Origin of the sequence: Actinokineospora sp. NBRC 105648 (assembly GCF_030269645.1) — a bacterium.
Lineage (GTDB): Bacteria > Actinomycetota > Actinomycetes > Mycobacteriales > Pseudonocardiaceae > Actinokineospora.
Window position 1 is genome coordinate 120,801 of the sequence record NZ_BSTR01000017.1, and the last position, 15,799, is coordinate 136,599.

Consider the following 15,799-nt stretch of genomic DNA (forward strand, 5'->3'; position numbering starts at 1 on the left):
TGACCGATTCGGTGTCCTAGGGGGATGGTCGTGGAGACGAGCAAGATCGATGTAGTCGTGGTGGGCAGTGGCCCGACCGGGTTGATGTTGGCCACCGAGCTCGCGTTGGCCGGGGTCGAGGTGGTCGTGCTGGAGCGGTTGGCCGAGCCCAGCGGCCAGTCGAAGGCGCTCAACCTGCAACCCCGCACGGCCGAGGTGTTCGACCTGCGCGGGTTGATGGAGCCGACGCGGGAGTACGCGCACGGCACGTGGGGGAGTGGGCACTTCGGCGGTCGGCCGCTGAGCTACGAGGGCTGGCAGACCCGGCACCCCTACCAGGTGAACATCCCGCAGGCAGGTGTGGAGCGGGTGTTGGAAGACCGGCTCGCCGAACTGGGGGCGCGGGTTCGGCGGGGGCACGAGCTGCTCGACTTCACCCAGAACGACGCGGGTGTCACGGCCGCCGTGCGCACCACGGCGGGTGAGTCGCGGATCGAGGCCCGCTACCTGGTCGGCTGCGACGGCGGCCGCAGCGCGGTGCGCAAGCGGCTCGGGGTCGCCTTCCCCGGCACCGACGCCAGCCAGTTCGCCTTCGTGGCCGACGTGGCTTTCGACGCCCTGCCCGCCGCGGTGCCCACCCGGCTGCGGTCGGTGAGCGACGCGATCGCCAAGGAGGGCAACGGGAAGGGCGGCGCGGGCGGCCTGATCCCGCTGGGCGAGCCGGGTCTGTTCCGGCTGATCTTCAACGACCCCCGGGCCGGGCAGCGGGACCAGGCGGAGCCGGTGTCCACGGCCGAGGTCGCCGCCGCGGTGGAGCGGCTGTTCGGCGCCGGGGCGGTGATCGCCGAGATCCGCTGGGCGTCCCGGTTCACCAACGTCACCCGCCAGGTCGAGCACTACCGGGTCGGCAGGGTGCTGCTCGCGGGCGACGCGGCGCACGTCCACTTCCCGGCGGGCGGGCAGGGGTTGAACCTGGGGGTGCAGGACGCGATGAACCTCGGCTGGAAGCTCGCCGCCGAGGTCCAGGGCCGGGCTCCGGCCGGGTTGCTGGACACCTACCACTCGGAACGGCACCCGGTGGGGGCGCGCGTGCTGCACAACACCAGGGCGCAGTCCATGCCGGTAGACCCGGCGCCGGAGACGGTGGCGATGAGTCAGCTCATCACCGAGCTGGCGAAGTTGCCGGAGGCCAACCGGCACCTGGCGGGCATGGTGTCCGGGTTCGACATCCGCTACGAGGTGGACGGGCCCGACCACCCGCTGCTCGGTGGCAGACTGCCCGACCTCGAACTGCCGCTCGGTTGGGCCAGCGACCTGTTCCACCCGGGCCGAGGCGTGCTGCTCAGCACTGATCCCCGGTATCTGGAGTTGGCGCGCCCGTGGTCTGACCGGGTCGACGCGACAACCCTGCCCGAGCTCCCCGACCTGACGGCGGACGCCGTGCTGGTCCGCCCGGACGGGTACGTGTGCTGGGTGGCTCCCGCCGACGGTTCCCCTTCGGACACCACGGACAACACCAAGCGGCTGGATGGCGCGCTGCGCACCTGGTTCGGCAGGCCTCAAGACACCGCTCAGGTCGACTGACCACCGCGCGGAGGGGCTGATCGGTTTTGCCGACGTTCTGCCACTGCCCGCCCGCGGGTGGGAGGTGGAAGTACCGCGTGCCGCCGCATCCTTCGCCCTTGAGCGGCAGACAGCGCAAGAGCCACCTGCCCTTGGCGGGTATCGCCGTCGTCACGGCGGTACCCGCCCCGGTGTTTGTTAGGGTCGACCGCGTGACCGAGTTGATCGCCGACGCGGTGAGTGGGCCCGCTCGTGACCGGGTGGTCAACCGCATCGCCGACCACTTGCTCGCCCACCGGCCGGGCCATCCGCTGCGGGTCGCCGTCGACGGCGTCGCCGCCGCGGGCAAGACCGCCTTCGCCCGCGCGCTGGTCGCCGCGATCGAGGAGCGCGGGCGACCCGCGGTCTATCTGTCCACGGCCGGCCTCCGCTATCGCCACGCGCCGGGCAACTACCTGAACGCCTACGACTTTCCCGCGTTCGCGAGCGCCGTGCTGCTCCCACTCGGCCCCGACGGCGACCGCCGCTACCACCCCGGGGTTATCGATCTGGACGTTGACCAGCCCGTCGAAGAACCCGCGGCGATCGCCCCGGACGACGCGGTCGCGGTGGTGGACGGCAGTTTCCTCCAGTGCGAACCACTGGCCGCGCTGTGGGACGAGGTGGTGTACCTGGACACCGACCCCGCCCTAGCGCCGGATGCGGCCGAGGGCGCCAACGACCCGCGACCCGAGCCGACCCACCTGCGCTATCTGTCCAAAGAGGAACCCTTGCGGCGAGCCACTATCCTGGTGGGCTGGGACGATGTGGACAGTCTGGTCCTGCGCCGGATCGGCGGCCCTCAGTCAGCTACGGCCCAGTTGTTCTCCTACGGCACCCTGCGCCTGCCGAGCGTGCAGGTGGCGCGGTTCGGCCGGGAACTCGTCGGTGTCCCCGACACCCTGCCGGGCCACCGCACCGACTGGGTGAGCGTCACCGACCCCGCGGTGATCGCGGACAGCGGGACCGACAAGCACCCCATCGTGCGGCCCTCCGCCGATCCGGCCGATGCCGTGCCCGGCACGGTTTTCAAAGTCACCACAACGGAACTGGCCGCCGCCGACGACTACGAGGTCGACGACTACCGCCGCGTCCCGGTCCGCTTGGGCTCGGGTGCCACTGCCTGGGCGTATCTGGACAGCGCGGGCACCTGACGACAGCGGGCCCGACCCTGTGGCGAGTGTCCGCGTTCGGCACTGTCGTCGTGCGTCCCTGTCCACCACGCGCCCGAGCTAACCGGTAGTGGTTGTCCCGCTCGCGGATGAACTGGGGGCCACCGGAGACGAAGGTCTTGGGCAGCTCGACGAAGTTCAGGTAGGTCTCGCGGGTGCCCCGCTGATCGCTCGGCGTCGCGTCGGCCAGTTCGCCCGGGGCGGGCAGGGCGACGCCGGGGCGGTTCTGCTGGAGCAGTTCGCGGACCAGCTTTCTCGGTCTGGTCGTAGGCGCCCTCGCCGAGCTTGAAGTAACGGACCTTCCGGGTGGCGCTCTCCACGTTGCCCAGGTCGCGCTCGAAGGCGAACTCGGGCGTGTGCACACCGGCGACTCGCAGTCCGGCGCGCACCGCACGGTTGTGGTCGCGGAAGAACGAGACCCGCTCGGAGATCTTGGCCCCGGCGAGGGCGAAGAGCAGCAGCGGCGCGGTGGCGCCGATGGCGAAGGCGATGGTCAGCGCGACGGTCTCCACGCCGATCTTGCCGTTGGCCGCGGCCATGGTGATGGCCGCCAGCACCGACCGGCGCACGGCACGTAGAGCAGCCCGAGTCCCAGGCCCAGCCCGAAGCCGGTGCCGTTCGGGTTGACCTGGTGCTGCGGCAGCCGCGCGAACGGCCGTTCCAGCAGGCGTTCCAGCTGCGGGATCAGCAGGCTCAGCCCGACCACGGACAGCACAATCAGGCCCACCACGCAGGATTCGTCCGGCAGGCCGAGGGCCTTGATCGGCAGCGCGCCGAGCATGGTGAACACCGTGAAGCTCAGCACCAGGCCGCCGATCACCGCGTACGGCCTGCGGTTGCGCGTCTTCCGCCGCGGCCGGGCCGCGACGGGCACCACCGGAGTCGGTGCCACTGCCGGCCACCGCAGGCTGACGTGACCCGCCCGCGAAGAACGCCACCGGCAGCACCGGCAGGATGCACGGCGACACCGGTGATCAGGCCCCGAACAGTTCCGATCAGGATCAACGTCAGCATCGTGGAACGCCTCCCACTCAGCGGCCCGACCCCGCGACTGGCGGCTGGCTCACTCGACGGTTCTTCGCGACGGAACCGCTCACAGATGGGTAAGACTCCGCATCTGCGGTTCATTTACCGCTCTGGATCCGCTGATTCGGTTCTGATCTGCGGTTCTCGCGCCGACCGTGCCAGCGCGCGCCATGAGTGCGCCGCTTCTGAGCCAAGACGGCTTGCTCGTGTGCCATGCGTGTGCCATGATGGCACCATGGATTTGACCACGCATGTGAGCAACCTCGGACGTGAGTTCGCCACGCTGGCCGAGGCAGGCGGTGACGAGGCGCGTGCGCTGGTCGAGCGCCTGACCGGATCGCTCGAGTCGGCCATCCGGATGACCTTGCTGGACGCTCTCTCGGCCGCCGCCGACGAGATCAGCCGGGACCTGGCACCGGGTTCGGTCGAGCTGCGCCTGCGCGGCCGCGATCCGAACTTCGTCGTGACCTCGCCGCCGGTGGAACAGACCGGGCTCGCGGCCGAGGACGTCGCGCCGACCGGGGACGGCACACCGGAGACCGGCCTGCTGATCGCCGAGGACGGTCCCGCCGCGCGGATCAACGTGCGCCTGCCCGAGCAGCTCAAGGCCGCGGTCGAGGAGGCCGCGGCCAAGGAGGGCCGGTCGGTCAACGCCTGGCTGGCCCGGGCGGCGGCCCTCGCCCTCCAGCGCTCCGATCGCGAGCAGCGCCCCGAGCCGCGCGCGGGCGGCAAGCGGGCCAAGCAGCAGTTCACCGGCTGGGTCCGCTAGCCACACCGTTCGCCACAACGCCCACCAGCTCCTCCCACACCGAGCCCCCGACCTGCGGGGACGGCACAACTACCCAAGATGCGGGGACAACCATGCCCAAATACGACACGCCCCAACCGATCTCGGTCACCCTCGAACTCGGCGTCGGCAACGTCCGGATCGTCGCGAGCGACCGGACTGACACGGTCGTCGAGGTCCGCCCGAGCGACGAGTCCGACGAGTCCGACGTGCAGGCCGCCCAGCAGGTGCGGGTCGACCACACCAACGGGCTGCTCCGGGTCACCGGCCCGAAGGCGCGCGTCTTCGACTTCTCCCGCAAGACCAGGTCGGTCGAGGTGACCATCGAGCTGCCCAGCGGCTCCCGGGTCTCCGCCGACACCCGGATGGGCGACTTCCGCTCCACCGGCAGGCTGGGGGAGTGCGGGCTCAAGACCTCCGCCGGCAACTTCTGGCTCGAGCGGACCGGCTCGCTGCGCCTGGAGACCTCGGCCGGTCAGGTCACCGTGGACGGGGTCGCGGGCACCGCGGAGGTCTCCACCGGCACCGGCAAGATCCAGATCGGGGAGGTCGACGGCCCCGCCGTCATCCGGAACTCCAACGGCGACACCGCGGTCGACTCGGTCACCGGTGACCTGAGGGTGCGCTCGGCCAACGGCGCCATCTCCGTCGACCGGGCCGGTGCCGGGGTGGACGCGAAGTCCTCCAACGGCAACATCCGCCTCGGTGAGGTGGTCCGCGGCTCGGTCGCGCTCGGGACCGCCACCGGCAACCTGGAGATCGGCATCGCCGAGGGCACCGCCGCCTGGCTCGAGGTGAGCACCGGCTTCGGGCACGTGCGCAACCTGCTGGAGAACGCCCCCCGGCCCGAGGAGGCCGACGAGACCGTCGAGGTGCGCGGCCGCACCTCCTTCGGCGACATCACCATCCACCGCTCCTGATCCACCTCCGACCCTGGGGAAGGGAAACCCATGACCAGCAAGCAATCCCGGGCCGCGATCGCGGTGACCGGACTGCGCAAGTCGTTCGGCGACCACGTCGTGCTCGACGGCCTCGAGCTCGAGGTGCGGCAGGGCACCGTGTTCGCGCTGCTCGGCGCGAACGGCGCGGGCAAGACCACCACGGTCAAGATCCTGTCCACTTTGCTCAGTGCCGACGCGGGCGAGGTCCGGGTCGCCGGGCACGACCTCACCCGCGAACCGGACGCGGTGCGCGCCGCGATCGGTGTCACCGGGCAGTTCTCGGCGGTGGACAACCTGCTCACCGGCGAGGAGAACCTGCTGCTGATGGCGGACCTGCACCACCTCGCCCGCCGCGCGGGCAGGCAGCGCGCGGCCGAGCTGCTGGAGCGGTTCGACCTGGTCGAGGCGGCCGGGAAGCCGGTCTCCACCTACTCCGGGGGCATGCGGCGCAGGCTCGACCTGGCGATGACCCTGGTCGGCAGCCCGCGGGTGATCTTCCTCGACGAGCCGACCACCGGGCTGGACCCGCGCAGCCGCCGGGGCATGTGGCAGATCATCCGGGAGCTGGTGGCCGACGGCGTCACCATCCTGCTGACCACGCAGTACCTGGCGGAGGCCGACGAGTTGGCCGACCGGATCGCCCTGCTCGACCAGGGGCGGGTCGTCGCCGAGGGGACCGCGGCGGAGCTCAAGCGCCGCATCCCCGGTGGGCACGTCCGCCTGCGGTTCGCCGACGCGGAGCGCCTCGACGCGGCCCTGCGCGTGCTCGACCAGGTCTCGCGCGACACCGACGCGCTCACCCTGCGGGTGCCCAGCGACGGCAGCCTGCGCTCGCTCAAGACCCTGATCGGGCTGCTCGACGACCGGGCCGTCGAGGTCGACGAGCTCTCCGTGCACACCCCCGACCTCGACGACGTCTTCCTCGCCCTCACCGGCAACCCCGCCAAGGAGAAGGTGACCACGCCATGAGCACCAGCACCACCGCCCCCGCCGGCCTTCGCTTCTACCCGCTGCGCGACTCCGCGACCATGCTGCGCCGCAACCTCAAGCGGATGCTGCGCTACCCGTCGATGACCGTGATGCTCGTCGGGATGCCGATCGTCTTCCTGCTGCTGTTCGTCTTCGTCTTCGGCGGCACGCTGGGCGCGGGCCTGGGCGGGCTGTCCGGCGGCCGCGCCGAGTACGCCAACTACGTGGCGCCCGCGATCATCCTGATGACCGTGACGGCCACGATCCAGGGGACCGCGATCTCGATCGCGATGGACCTGACCGAGGGCGTCATCGCCCGGTTCCGCACCATGCACATCGCCCGCGTGTCGGTGCTGACCGGACACGTCCTGGGCAGCCTCATCCAGGCCCTGTTCAGCCTGACGTTCGTGATCGGCGTGGCGCTGCTGGTCGGCTTCCGCCCCACCGCGGGCCTGGGCGGGTGGCTGGCCACCGCGGGGTTCCTCGTGGTGGTGACCGTCGCCCTGGTCTGGCTCGCGGTGGCACTCGGCCAGGTGAGCAAGAGCGTGGAAACCGCGAGCAACCTCCCGATGCCCCTGGTACTGCTGCCCTTCCTCGGGAGCGGGTTCGTCCCCACCGACTCCATGCCCACCGTCCTGCGCTGGTTCGCCGAGTACCAGCCGTTCACCCCGATCATCGAGACCCTGCGCGGCCTGCTCATGGACAAGCCCGTCGGCAACAACGCCTGGATCGCCCTGGCCTGGTGCGCCGTCATCGGACTGGGCGGATACCTCTGGTCGAAGCGCCTGTTCAACCGCGAGTCCGTGCACTGAGAGCCCGTGGTCCCAACCGATCCACCACCGCCCGACTGGACGAGCACACCTCGACCAGCCGGGCGCGCGGTGTGCCCGGACTTGTCCAACCCAGCAGCAGAGCCGATTTAGGCGCTCGGTCAGGTCCAGAGTGGACAGATCGAGCTGCGACGACCGTTTGGTCCGGCGGTCGGTGGGGTTGTGCCGTACCCGCCACGTGGGCTAGACACCTCGCAAGACGGAGCCGCAGGCGGGTGGACGTCCTCTCCCGCAGATCACCGATCGGCAGGCCTGGCAGGCGGAGGTCGACCAACTCCGGGTCCTGGAGAAGGCCCACACCAGGGCCGGGGACGCGCTGGCCGCCCGACGCCGCAGGCTGCCGATGGTCGAGGTCGACCCGCGAACCCCGCTGATCGGGGCGGGCGGTCCGGTGCCGTTGATCGATGTCTTCGACGGCCGGTCCCAGTTGATCGCCTACTTCCAGATGTGGCACACCGGGAAGCCCGCGGCACAACAGTGCGAGGGCTGCACGTTCTCCACGACCCACATCACCGAACTGTCCTATCTGAACTCGCGTGACGTCGGCTACGCCACGTTCTGCCAAGGGCCGTACGAGGAGAGCTCGCGCTACCGGGACTTCATGGGCTGGACGGTTCCCTGGTTCTCCGTCCCGGGGGACGCGGTGGACCGGTTGTTGGCGGGTCGCCACTTCGGCATCCTGGTCAGCTACCTCCGCGACGGCGACCAGGTCTTCGAGACCTACTGGACCACCGGCCGCGGCAACGAGCTGATGGCGCCGTCGTACGGACTGCTGGACCTGACCGTCCACGGCAGGCAGGAGCTCTGGGAGGACTCGCCTGCGGGCTGGCCGCAGCACTGGGGTGCCGAGGGCGGCCAGTTCCAGCTGGACGGCCGCCCGACCGCCCAGTGGTCCCGCCTCGAGGCGGGCCGCGACGACGACCTCGGCACCTCGATGTCGTAAAGACCGTTTTGGCTCTGTTCGACCGAAGTGCCGTGCGCGGTGGCCGCGAATCCCAGGCGCGTCAGCGCGCCGATCTCGGCCACCGGTCGGCCAGGTCGACCGGGTTGTCGTTCGCGTAGGCGTACCCGGTCCACGACTGCGGATCGCCCAGGTCGAGCCTCGGGGCGACGCTGGTGAACCGGCCGAGGGCCGGGTCGTACTCGCTGTCCATCGAGGTCGCTCCTTGGTCCGCGGGCCCGCTTCGCATGGTGAAATGTTGTAGTCGTGCACGTGACGGCGCGTCTGGGGGTCGCCGGCGGCGAAGGTAACCGGCCGAGCCGTGGCCACGTCACCGATGTCATGCGCGAGCAGATCCTCGACGTTCTGGAAAGACTGTGGGAATCGAGCCTGATCGCCCCAACGACTGTCGCAGTAAGAATTCCGGCTTGTGCACGACAAGCCCTGTCCCCCTTGAGGGGCAGGGCTTGTCGTCAATGCATCATCTGATCTTGACGGCACCGGCCCGGGCCACGGGTGGCAGGCAACCTGATCCTGGTCGCCGGCAGTGATCTCCTCCGCCGCGATGGATGTCTGCCGGTGGTTTACCGCCCCGGCGCGGGGTCAGGCGAGGTGGTCGGTGAGGGTTTTGGCGATCACCGGGGCGCTGGCCGGGTTCTGCCCGGTGATCAGCGGCCCGTCCTGCACGACGTTGGGCAGCCAGTTGGCCGTCGACCTCGTGAAGTTCGCGCCTCGCATGATCAGGTCGTCCTCCAGTGAGAAGAGCAGGTGGCGGGACAGGTCCAGTTCGTCGTCCTCGGTGTTGGCGAACCCGGTGACGGTGCGCCCGGCCACGTACGGGGTTCCGTCGGGTGACTTGACGTCGCGCAGGATGCCGGGGGCGTGGCAGACCATGGCGACCGGTGTGCCCCCGGCCAGGGCGTGCTCGACCATGCGGATCACCCGCGAGTCGGCGGCCAGGTCCCACAGCAGGCCGTAGCCGCCGGGGAAGAACAGCGCGTCGAAGTCGCGGTGGTCGACGTCGGCCAGCTGGGCGGTCTCCCGGATGGCGCGCGTCCCGGCCGGGTCGTCGAGGAACCGGTCGGTGTTCGCCGTGGTGAACGGTGCCCGCAGGCTGAGGTGGTCGAGGGGTGCCTCCCCGCCCCGGGGCGAGGCGAAGACGACCTGGAAACCGGCCTCGGTGAACACGTAGTACGGGGTGGCGACCTCTTCGAACCAGGTGCCGGTCTTCTTGCCGCTGACGCCGAGGTCGGCGTGCGAGGACATCGTGACGAGGATCCGCCGGGGACGGGTCATGAGCGCTCCTTCGGTTGCTCTACCTACTAGTAGATAGGCTGTCGATCCGCGAGTGGGCCGTCAAGGCGGTGAGACTGCCGTCACGCCTACCTATCGACAGGTAGGGTGGTGGCCATGGACCGTGTCGACACCCGAGGCGCCCTGCTCGACCACGCGACGCGGCTGGTCCGCACCCGGGGCTACTGCGCGTTCAGCTACGCGGACCTCGCGGTGGAACTCGGTATCCGCAAGGCAAGCGTCCACCACCACTTCGCGACCAAGGAACACCTCGGCGTCGAGTTGGTGTCCCGCTACACCGAACGGTTCCAGGCCCGGCTGGCCGACATCGATGAGCTCGCCACCGGCCCCGTCGACGCGCTCGCCCGGTACGCCGCGCTGTACCGCGAGGGCCTGACCGACGGCGAGGCGTGCCTGTGCGGGGTGCTGGCGGCCGAGATCGCCGCCGTTCCCCCCACGATCGCCGCCGGGGTCGCCGAGTTCTTCCGCCTCAACCGGTTGTGGTTGGCCACCGTCATCGACAACGGCGGACTCGCGAGAACCCCGCGACAAGACCCCGACGACCTCGCCGCCACCCTCCTCGCCACGCTGGAGGGCGCCGTCCTCGTGGCCAGGGCCCACAACGACGTCGCTGTCTTCGACCGCGTCGCCGCCACCGCGATCACCGTGCTCGCGACAGACCGCGGTCCACTTCCGGCGTGAGGCCGCAGCGCGAACGGCGGCGGCAACGGCTCCGACAGGCCGTGCCGCTTCCGGCGTTCAGGTGAACCCACCAAGATCCGCAGAGGAAGGTGCGCCCGCCCCGGAGACGTCGAGGAGATCTCCCGCCCGACTGCCGAGCGCCGGTCATCGGGCGACGGCGTGTCCCGCCGTCTCGCAGCCAAAGCACCGCGCGGGCGCCTCCGGTGAGCCGCGCGAAAGCGCCGATGATCATGCCGCGGTCGTTGATCTTGTCGGCCCCGCCGTCCCCGGCGTCGGCGGGGCTGGTGAGTTCCACGGCGCGACCGTCCGGGTCCCAGCGCACGGCTCGTCCCACGCCCAGGTCCACCCGCACGGTGTTGCCGACGGTGTAGCGGCGGGTGTTGACACCTCGCCCCCAACTCATACCGCCGCCCGGTGGGGTGTCCAGCGTGGTCATCTTCCCGCGCCTGTCCCAACGGACGGCGTGGTCGTCCACGTAGCCGACAACGGTGCCATCGGCACCGACGGCGCTCGCGTTGCCGCGCTGACCGGAGAGTCGGACCAAGGCGCCCGAGCGGGTCCAGAGCACCGGGTAGGCATCGACCTGCCCCACCGCCGTGCCGTCGTGAGCCAGGCCCCAGCCGTAGGAGGGGTTCACACCCAGGTCTGGCAGGACGGTCAGGGTGCCGTCGCGGTCCCACCGCAGCGCGGTGATCACGCCCAAGTGGGTGGTCGCCCCGCCGAGGACATCACCCCGGGAGTTGACCATGCCTGCCCAACTCGCCTCGGTTCCCGGCGGTGACGGCAGTTCGATGACGTGGCCCCGGGGATCCCACTTGACCGCGTGCCCGTGCCCGTCCGGTCCGATGGCGGACCCGACGACCGTCCCGTCGACGGCGACGTCGCTGGCACCACTCGTGGTCCCACCCGCGAGCGCGCCCAGGTCGGTGATCCGGCCGTGCCGGTCCCACCGAACCGCGTGGTACGCGCCGTTCGCCAGCTGTCCGGAACCGGCGATCAACCCGTTGGCGCTCACCGACATCGCCGTGCTGACGGCACCACCCAGCGTGCCCAGGTCTGTCGGGTTTCCCGCCACGTCCCAGCGCACGGCCCGCCGGGGCGACAGCGATCCCGGCTCGGCCGAGTAGCCGACGATGACGCCGTCGTCGTTGATGTCCCTGGCGAAGGTGGTGCCATCACCGGGCAGGGGGGCCAGTTCGACAAGGCGTACCGCGTCGTGCGGTACGGCCGCGGCCGCGGTGGTCGGCGTGAACACCAGCGGCACCAAGAGCACACCGCCCGCCAGCCGGGTCGCGCGGGACCTGGTGGTCTGCATCCCGACACTCCTCCCTCGTGGGGCTTTTCCATGGCGATCGTGGTCTTGGCGCGGCCGAGGACGCCAGAGGAAGAATGCCCCTCTACCAGAGGACGACCGGCGCCGCGTGTCGCCCGCGGTCAAAGAACGGACAAATAGTTGACAGCTCCGGGTCCGATCGCCGGTTGTTCGCTTCGACTTGTTCACCCGTAACGCCACCGCTGGGCGGAACGATCTATCCCACGGTGTGCGCGACCCTGGTCCGGCTATGTCGGGAGTTGTACCGATAGGGGCTGTTTTGTGGTGACGACTGAGCCGCTCCTGCGTTTGGAGCCGGGCCCGCTTCCGGTCCACCGGCGGCGCCTGTTTCGGCGGGTTTTCCTGCCCATGTCGGTTTTCGCTGTGGGCGGCGTCATTCTCCTGCTGGTCACCGGAAACATTTTCGTCCCATTCGAGGGAACCGAGGAGATCGAGGGGATCACCGGTTCGAAGGGGGCGTTCTTCAACGACGAGACGGTGCGGCGGGAACTGGCGAGTCACCACATCAAGGTGCATGTCACCGATGTGGGCTCGCGCAGCATCCTGGGCCACGACCTGGCGAACAAGGACTTCGCGTTCCCGTCGGGCGCCCCCGCCGCCAAGCAGATCAGGGCGAAGGCGGGCGCTCAGGTGCGGGATCCGGTGAAGGTGTTCACGAGTCCCTTGGTCCTCGCGACCTTCCGGGAGTTCGCGGAGACGTTGCGGGACCGTGGAATCGTCGAATCGGTGAGCGGTGATTCCACGTCGATGTACTACACGCTGAACATGAAGAAATTCCTCGATCAGGTCGCCGGTGGCGCGCGTTGGTCGGATTTGGGCATCCAACAGCACAACGGCGGGCAAAAGATAGACAACGTGGTCGTGGCCCAGACATCGGATTTCTGCTCGGCGAACTCCGCGGCGGGCTACCTCACGCTGGTGGCCCACGACCGCGGTGGTGGAAAGGTGCCCACCGACGTGGTGGCCGCCGACAAGCTCGGGCGAGACATCAAGGGCCTGCTCGACGGACAGGGTCGCACCGACGACGCCCTCGCCACCACCTACCTCTCGGACGCCAACGTAGCCAGGACGAAACCGATCGTGGTGATCTACGAACACCAGTACCTGGAGCACCAGATCAAGCGGGCCGCCAGACCCGCGGGCCTCGACCGCGACCGGGTGCTGCTCTACCCCGACATCCAGCTGATCGCCGAGCCCGAGTTCATCCCGTTGAGCCCCAAGGGGGAGGAGCTCGGCAAGCTGCTCAACAGCGACGAGAACCTGCGCGTCCGCGCCGTCGAACTGGGGTACCAGCTCAACACCGTCCAGGGTGACGGGGAGTCGCTCAACCGCCTGCTCGACGACAAGCACATCCCGGCCCCGCCGCAGATCAAGTCCACTGTGGTCGCCCCGGAGCTGGCCGAGCTGGAAGCGATGATCAAGGCGGTGTCGTCTTGTCCCGGCTGAGGGTGCTCGGCGCGGTCTGCCTCCTGGCGGCGACCGCGTTGACCGGGTGCGGGTCCGACTCGCCCGAGGACGAGTTGACGGTGCTGGCCAGCTCCGAGCTCGTGGACATGCAACCCCTGCTGGACGAGCTGCGCGAGGACACCGGTGTCCGGTTGCGGCTGGACTACCAGGGCACCGTCGACGCCAGCAACGCGCTCGTGCCCCTCGGCCGTGATCACCACGACCTGGCGTGGCTGTCCACCGACAGCTACTTCCAGCTCAAGCTGGCGACCTCCGGCCACACCGGCGAACCCCCGCTTTCCAAGCACACCATGGTGTCCTCTGTGGCCATCGGGGTGAAACCCGCGATCGCCACGGCGTTGCGGGCGGGCGCGGTCAACGGGCAGGTCTCCTGGGCCGACATCGCCGAGATGGCGGCGACCGGGCAGCTCCGGTTCGCGATGGCCGATCCGCGGCACAGCGGCAGCGGGCTCACCGCACTGATCGGGGTCGCCACCGCGGCCGCGGCCACCGGCAAGCCGCTACGGCCGGAGGACGTCACCTGTGACCGCCTGCACGGCCTGTTCTCCGGCCAGGTCGCCGCGGACACCTCGCAGGACGTGCTGGAGGCCTACCGCAAGAACGAGGGCGGGCTGGACGGAGTGGTCAACTACGAGTCCACCCTGCTCTCCCTCAACGCGCGCGGTGGCCTCCGGACCCCGCTGGAGATCATCCGCCCGAAGGACGGGGCGGTGCTCTCCGAGTACCCGGTCCTGCTGCTCAACCCGGCGAAGCGGCGGGCCTACGACGCCGTTGTCGAGTGGCTGCTCCGGCCGGACAACCAGCGGAAGATCATGGCGACCACGTTCCGCAGGGCGGTCACCGCCGACGTCGAACCGATCGAGGAGCTGCGCGTGCCGATCGGCACGGCCCTCTACTTCCCCGACCGGCAGGAGGTCGTGGACAAGCTGCTCACCTACTACGAGAGCCAGTCCAAGACCCGCGATGTGATCTTCGTGCTGGACTACTCCGGTTCCATGCGCGGCGCCTCGATCGCGGCCCTGCGGTCGGCGTTCGAGGGGCTCAGTGGCGCGGACACCTCCGACAGCGGCAAGTTCGCCAGGTTCGCCAACGGGGAGCAGGTGACCGTGGTGCGGTTCGCGCAAGGAATCGTCGGCGAGCAGACCGTCGCGGTCACCAAGCCTGCGGACCTGGACGCCTTGCGGCGATTCGTCGCGGTCGAGGACTTCGGCGAGGGCACAGCGGTGTGGGCGGCACTGGAACGCGGCTACCAGGTGGCCGCCGACCACCTCCGCGAGGACCCCGACCGGGTCGTGTCGGTCGTGCTGATGACCGACGGACTCAACAACGCGGGCCCGAGCGCTGAGGACTTCCTCGCCAAGTGGTCGGCGCCGGACTTCCCGGCTCGCGCTGTTCGCACCTACACCATCCGGTTCGGCGAGGCCAGCGCCGCGGAGCTCGACCGCGTCGCCACCACCACGGGCGGGCACATGGTCGACGCGACCGCGACGTCCTTGTCCACCGCGTTCAAGGAGATCCGCGGCTGTGACTGACAGTGGTCTGTGGTGGGCCGTGTGGTGGCCCTGGGTGCTGCTGTGGGGCGGGGCCGTGTCGCTGGCGCTGGCCGCCACCGTGGTCCTGGTGGTGCTGGTGCGGACCCGCCGGGTCGAACTCGCCGACAACCACGGGGCCCTGCGCCGCAACCACGTCCACGGCCAGATCTGGTACCTGGACAACGACGCGGTCATGGACACCTACCGGGGCAACAACTCCGCGCTCCGCAGCGAGGTCGAACGCCGGATCACCAGCAGCAAGGGCGCGGTCCTGGGCCTGGTCGTGCCCGGCGTCGACGCGAAGGGCGAGGCGTCCGTCTCGCAGGAGGTCGTCACGAAGTTCGTGCAGGAGGCCGAACCGATCACCGTCGTCCGGCTGGTCGTCGACATCCTCGACCGCGAGCACAACATCGTCCACGTCGACCTCCGGCACCAGCGGGTCCCCTGGCACACCGCCCGGGAGAAGCTGCTCGCCCAGGGCCCCGGCGGCGGCGACACCAGGCTCTCCGACATGGTGGGCGTGTACGTGTCGATCTCGGCCGTCCTGCACCGCGACCCGAACAGCGAGGAAGGCGCCGTCTTCCTGGCCCCCTACGGCACCGGCAAACCGGGGGAGGGGCCCACCATGCGCGTCAGGTGCGTGCTGAGCGGCCTGCGCGTCAAGGAGCTGCCCATGGCCTCCGCCCAGTGCGTCGGCAAGGTCGTCATGTGGGACGACGACCGGCTCGAGCTCGTCGTCGACCCCCTGGTGATCTTCCGCTGACCCCTGCGCCCCGTGCGGGCGTCCCTGCACCATCCCCGGACTGCTCCTGACCTTCGGCCGCGCAGCTCACGGCCATGGCCGCATACGCACCACCCGCAATGTTGTATCCGGCTCATGTGTCATAGGAGAGGCTGTTGGACAGGTCGCGGTGGGCGCTTGCTTGGCGAAAGGCGTTGGCGCGCATGACCGGGAGGGCCGCACGGGAGAGGTTGACCGGAACGAAACGGGTGGTCCCGATCTGGGCTCAAAAGTAGCCAGGACTGATCTCGTCCAAGAAGCCCGCTTCGAAAGGTGCTTTTTCATAGGCCGGCACACCTAGCCCCGGCACCCAGGGCGAGATCATGATCACTTGTGGTAGTTGATCTTCCACGTTTGGTGACCACGCTGGGTGTGTCCGGAGTGCGGTTTGGGGATGACCTTCTGTCTGGGAATATGGAAGTTCCTACACAGCCAGTTCCTGGAC

15 protein-coding genes are annotated in these 15,799 nt (G+C 69.9%); 11 read left to right on the forward strand and 4 right to left on the reverse strand.

Annotation, left to right across the window (positions count from 1 at the left end; all coding sequences use genetic code 11):
- The first annotated feature begins 24 nt into the window (after positions 1-24).
- Together QSK30_RS17335 and QSK30_RS17340 are read left to right on the forward strand one after the other, a co-directional pair.
- The gene (locus QSK30_RS17335) at positions 25-1,563 is read left to right on the forward strand and encodes an FAD-dependent oxidoreductase (protein ID WP_285503991.1); all 1,539 of its coding nucleotides are present in this window, start codon (positions 25-27) and stop codon (positions 1,561-1,563) included.
- A gap of 191 nt (positions 1,564-1,754) precedes the next feature.
- Positions 1,755-2,735 (forward strand): gamma-glutamylcyclotransferase, encoded by a 981-nt coding sequence (locus tag QSK30_RS17340; RefSeq protein ID WP_285503993.1) that lies wholly within the window; start codon positions 1,755-1,757, stop codon positions 2,733-2,735.
- 511 nt (positions 2,736-3,246) lie between these two features.
- Here the strand turns inward: QSK30_RS17340 and QSK30_RS17345 are convergent.
- On the reverse strand, positions 3,247-3,645 hold the full coding sequence (locus tag QSK30_RS17345; protein ID WP_285503994.1) for a hypothetical protein: 399 nt from the start codon (positions 3,643-3,645) through the stop codon (positions 3,247-3,249).
- Between the two features lie 369 nt (positions 3,646-4,014).
- On the opposite strand from QSK30_RS17345, the gene QSK30_RS17350 reads away from it, so the two are divergent.
- The 5 genes from QSK30_RS17350 (at position 4,015) to QSK30_RS17370 (ending at position 8,249) form a co-directional block, all read left to right on the forward strand.
- Entirely contained in the window at positions 4,015-4,548 is a 534-nt protein-coding gene (locus QSK30_RS17350) for a toxin-antitoxin system HicB family antitoxin (protein ID WP_285503995.1), read from the forward strand.
- A 92-nt stretch (positions 4,549-4,640) separates the two neighbouring features.
- Positions 4,641-5,486 (forward strand): DUF4097 family beta strand repeat-containing protein, encoded by an 846-nt coding sequence (locus tag QSK30_RS17355; RefSeq protein ID WP_285503996.1) that lies wholly within the window; start codon positions 4,641-4,643, stop codon positions 5,484-5,486.
- Positions 5,487-5,516: 30 nt separating this feature from the next.
- On the forward strand, positions 5,517-6,476 hold the full coding sequence (locus tag QSK30_RS17360) for an ATP-binding cassette domain-containing protein (protein ID WP_285503998.1): 960 nt from the start codon (positions 5,517-5,519) through the stop codon (positions 6,474-6,476).
- Complete coding sequence (locus QSK30_RS17365) at positions 6,473-7,288, forward strand: ABC transporter permease (protein ID WP_285504000.1); 816 nt, start codon at positions 6,473-6,475, stop codon at positions 7,286-7,288. The genes QSK30_RS17360 and QSK30_RS17365 overlap by 4 nt, the downstream gene beginning before the upstream one ends.
- 253 nt (positions 7,289-7,541) lie before the next feature.
- Positions 7,542-8,249 carry a DUF899 family protein gene (locus QSK30_RS17370; protein ID WP_285504021.1) on the forward strand — a complete coding sequence of 236 codons (708 nt, stop codon included), beginning with the start codon at positions 7,542-7,544 and terminating at the stop codon, positions 8,247-8,249.
- A 61-nt stretch (positions 8,250-8,310) separates the two neighbouring features.
- Here the strand turns inward: QSK30_RS17370 and QSK30_RS17375 are convergent, their stop codons facing one another.
- Positions 8,311-8,460: an RHS repeat-associated core domain-containing protein gene (locus tag QSK30_RS17375; protein ID WP_285504002.1), complete on the reverse strand. Its 150-nt coding sequence runs from the start codon at positions 8,458-8,460 to the stop codon at positions 8,311-8,313.
- A 389-nt stretch (positions 8,461-8,849) separates the two neighbouring features.
- Positions 8,850-9,542, reverse strand: coding sequence for a type 1 glutamine amidotransferase domain-containing protein (locus QSK30_RS17380; RefSeq protein ID WP_285504004.1), 693 nt, complete (start codon positions 9,540-9,542; stop codon positions 8,850-8,852).
- 114 nt (positions 9,543-9,656) lie between these two features.
- Between QSK30_RS17380 and QSK30_RS17385 the strand changes: the two genes are divergently transcribed.
- Positions 9,657-10,241 (forward strand): TetR/AcrR family transcriptional regulator, encoded by a 585-nt coding sequence (locus QSK30_RS17385; protein ID WP_285504005.1) that lies wholly within the window; start codon positions 9,657-9,659, stop codon positions 10,239-10,241.
- Here the strand turns inward: QSK30_RS17385 and QSK30_RS17390 are convergent.
- Complete coding sequence (locus tag QSK30_RS17390; protein WP_285504007.1) at positions 10,201-11,556, reverse strand: hypothetical protein; 1,356 nt, start codon at positions 11,554-11,556, stop codon at positions 10,201-10,203. The genes QSK30_RS17385 and QSK30_RS17390 overlap by 41 nt on opposite strands.
- A 366-nt stretch (positions 11,557-11,922) precedes the next feature.
- Here QSK30_RS17390 and QSK30_RS17395 point away from each other — a divergent pair, with 366 nt between their 5' ends.
- From QSK30_RS17395 to QSK30_RS17405, 3 genes are read left to right on the forward strand one after another with little or no spacing between them, the layout of a single operon-like run.
- Positions 11,923-13,020 (forward strand): hypothetical protein, encoded by a 1,098-nt coding sequence (locus QSK30_RS17395; protein WP_285504010.1) that lies wholly within the window; start codon positions 11,923-11,925, stop codon positions 13,018-13,020.
- The gene (locus tag QSK30_RS17400) at positions 13,008-14,573 is read left to right on the forward strand and encodes a vWA domain-containing protein (RefSeq protein WP_285504012.1); all 1,566 of its coding nucleotides are present in this window, start codon (positions 13,008-13,010) and stop codon (positions 14,571-14,573) included. Before QSK30_RS17395 ends, QSK30_RS17400 begins: the two co-directional genes overlap by 13 nt.
- Positions 14,566-15,336: a hypothetical protein gene (locus tag QSK30_RS17405; protein WP_285504015.1), complete on the forward strand. Its 771-nt coding sequence runs from the start codon at positions 14,566-14,568 to the stop codon at positions 15,334-15,336. The genes QSK30_RS17400 and QSK30_RS17405 overlap by 8 nt, the downstream gene beginning before the upstream one ends.
- Positions 15,337-15,799: the final 463 nt, after the last annotated feature.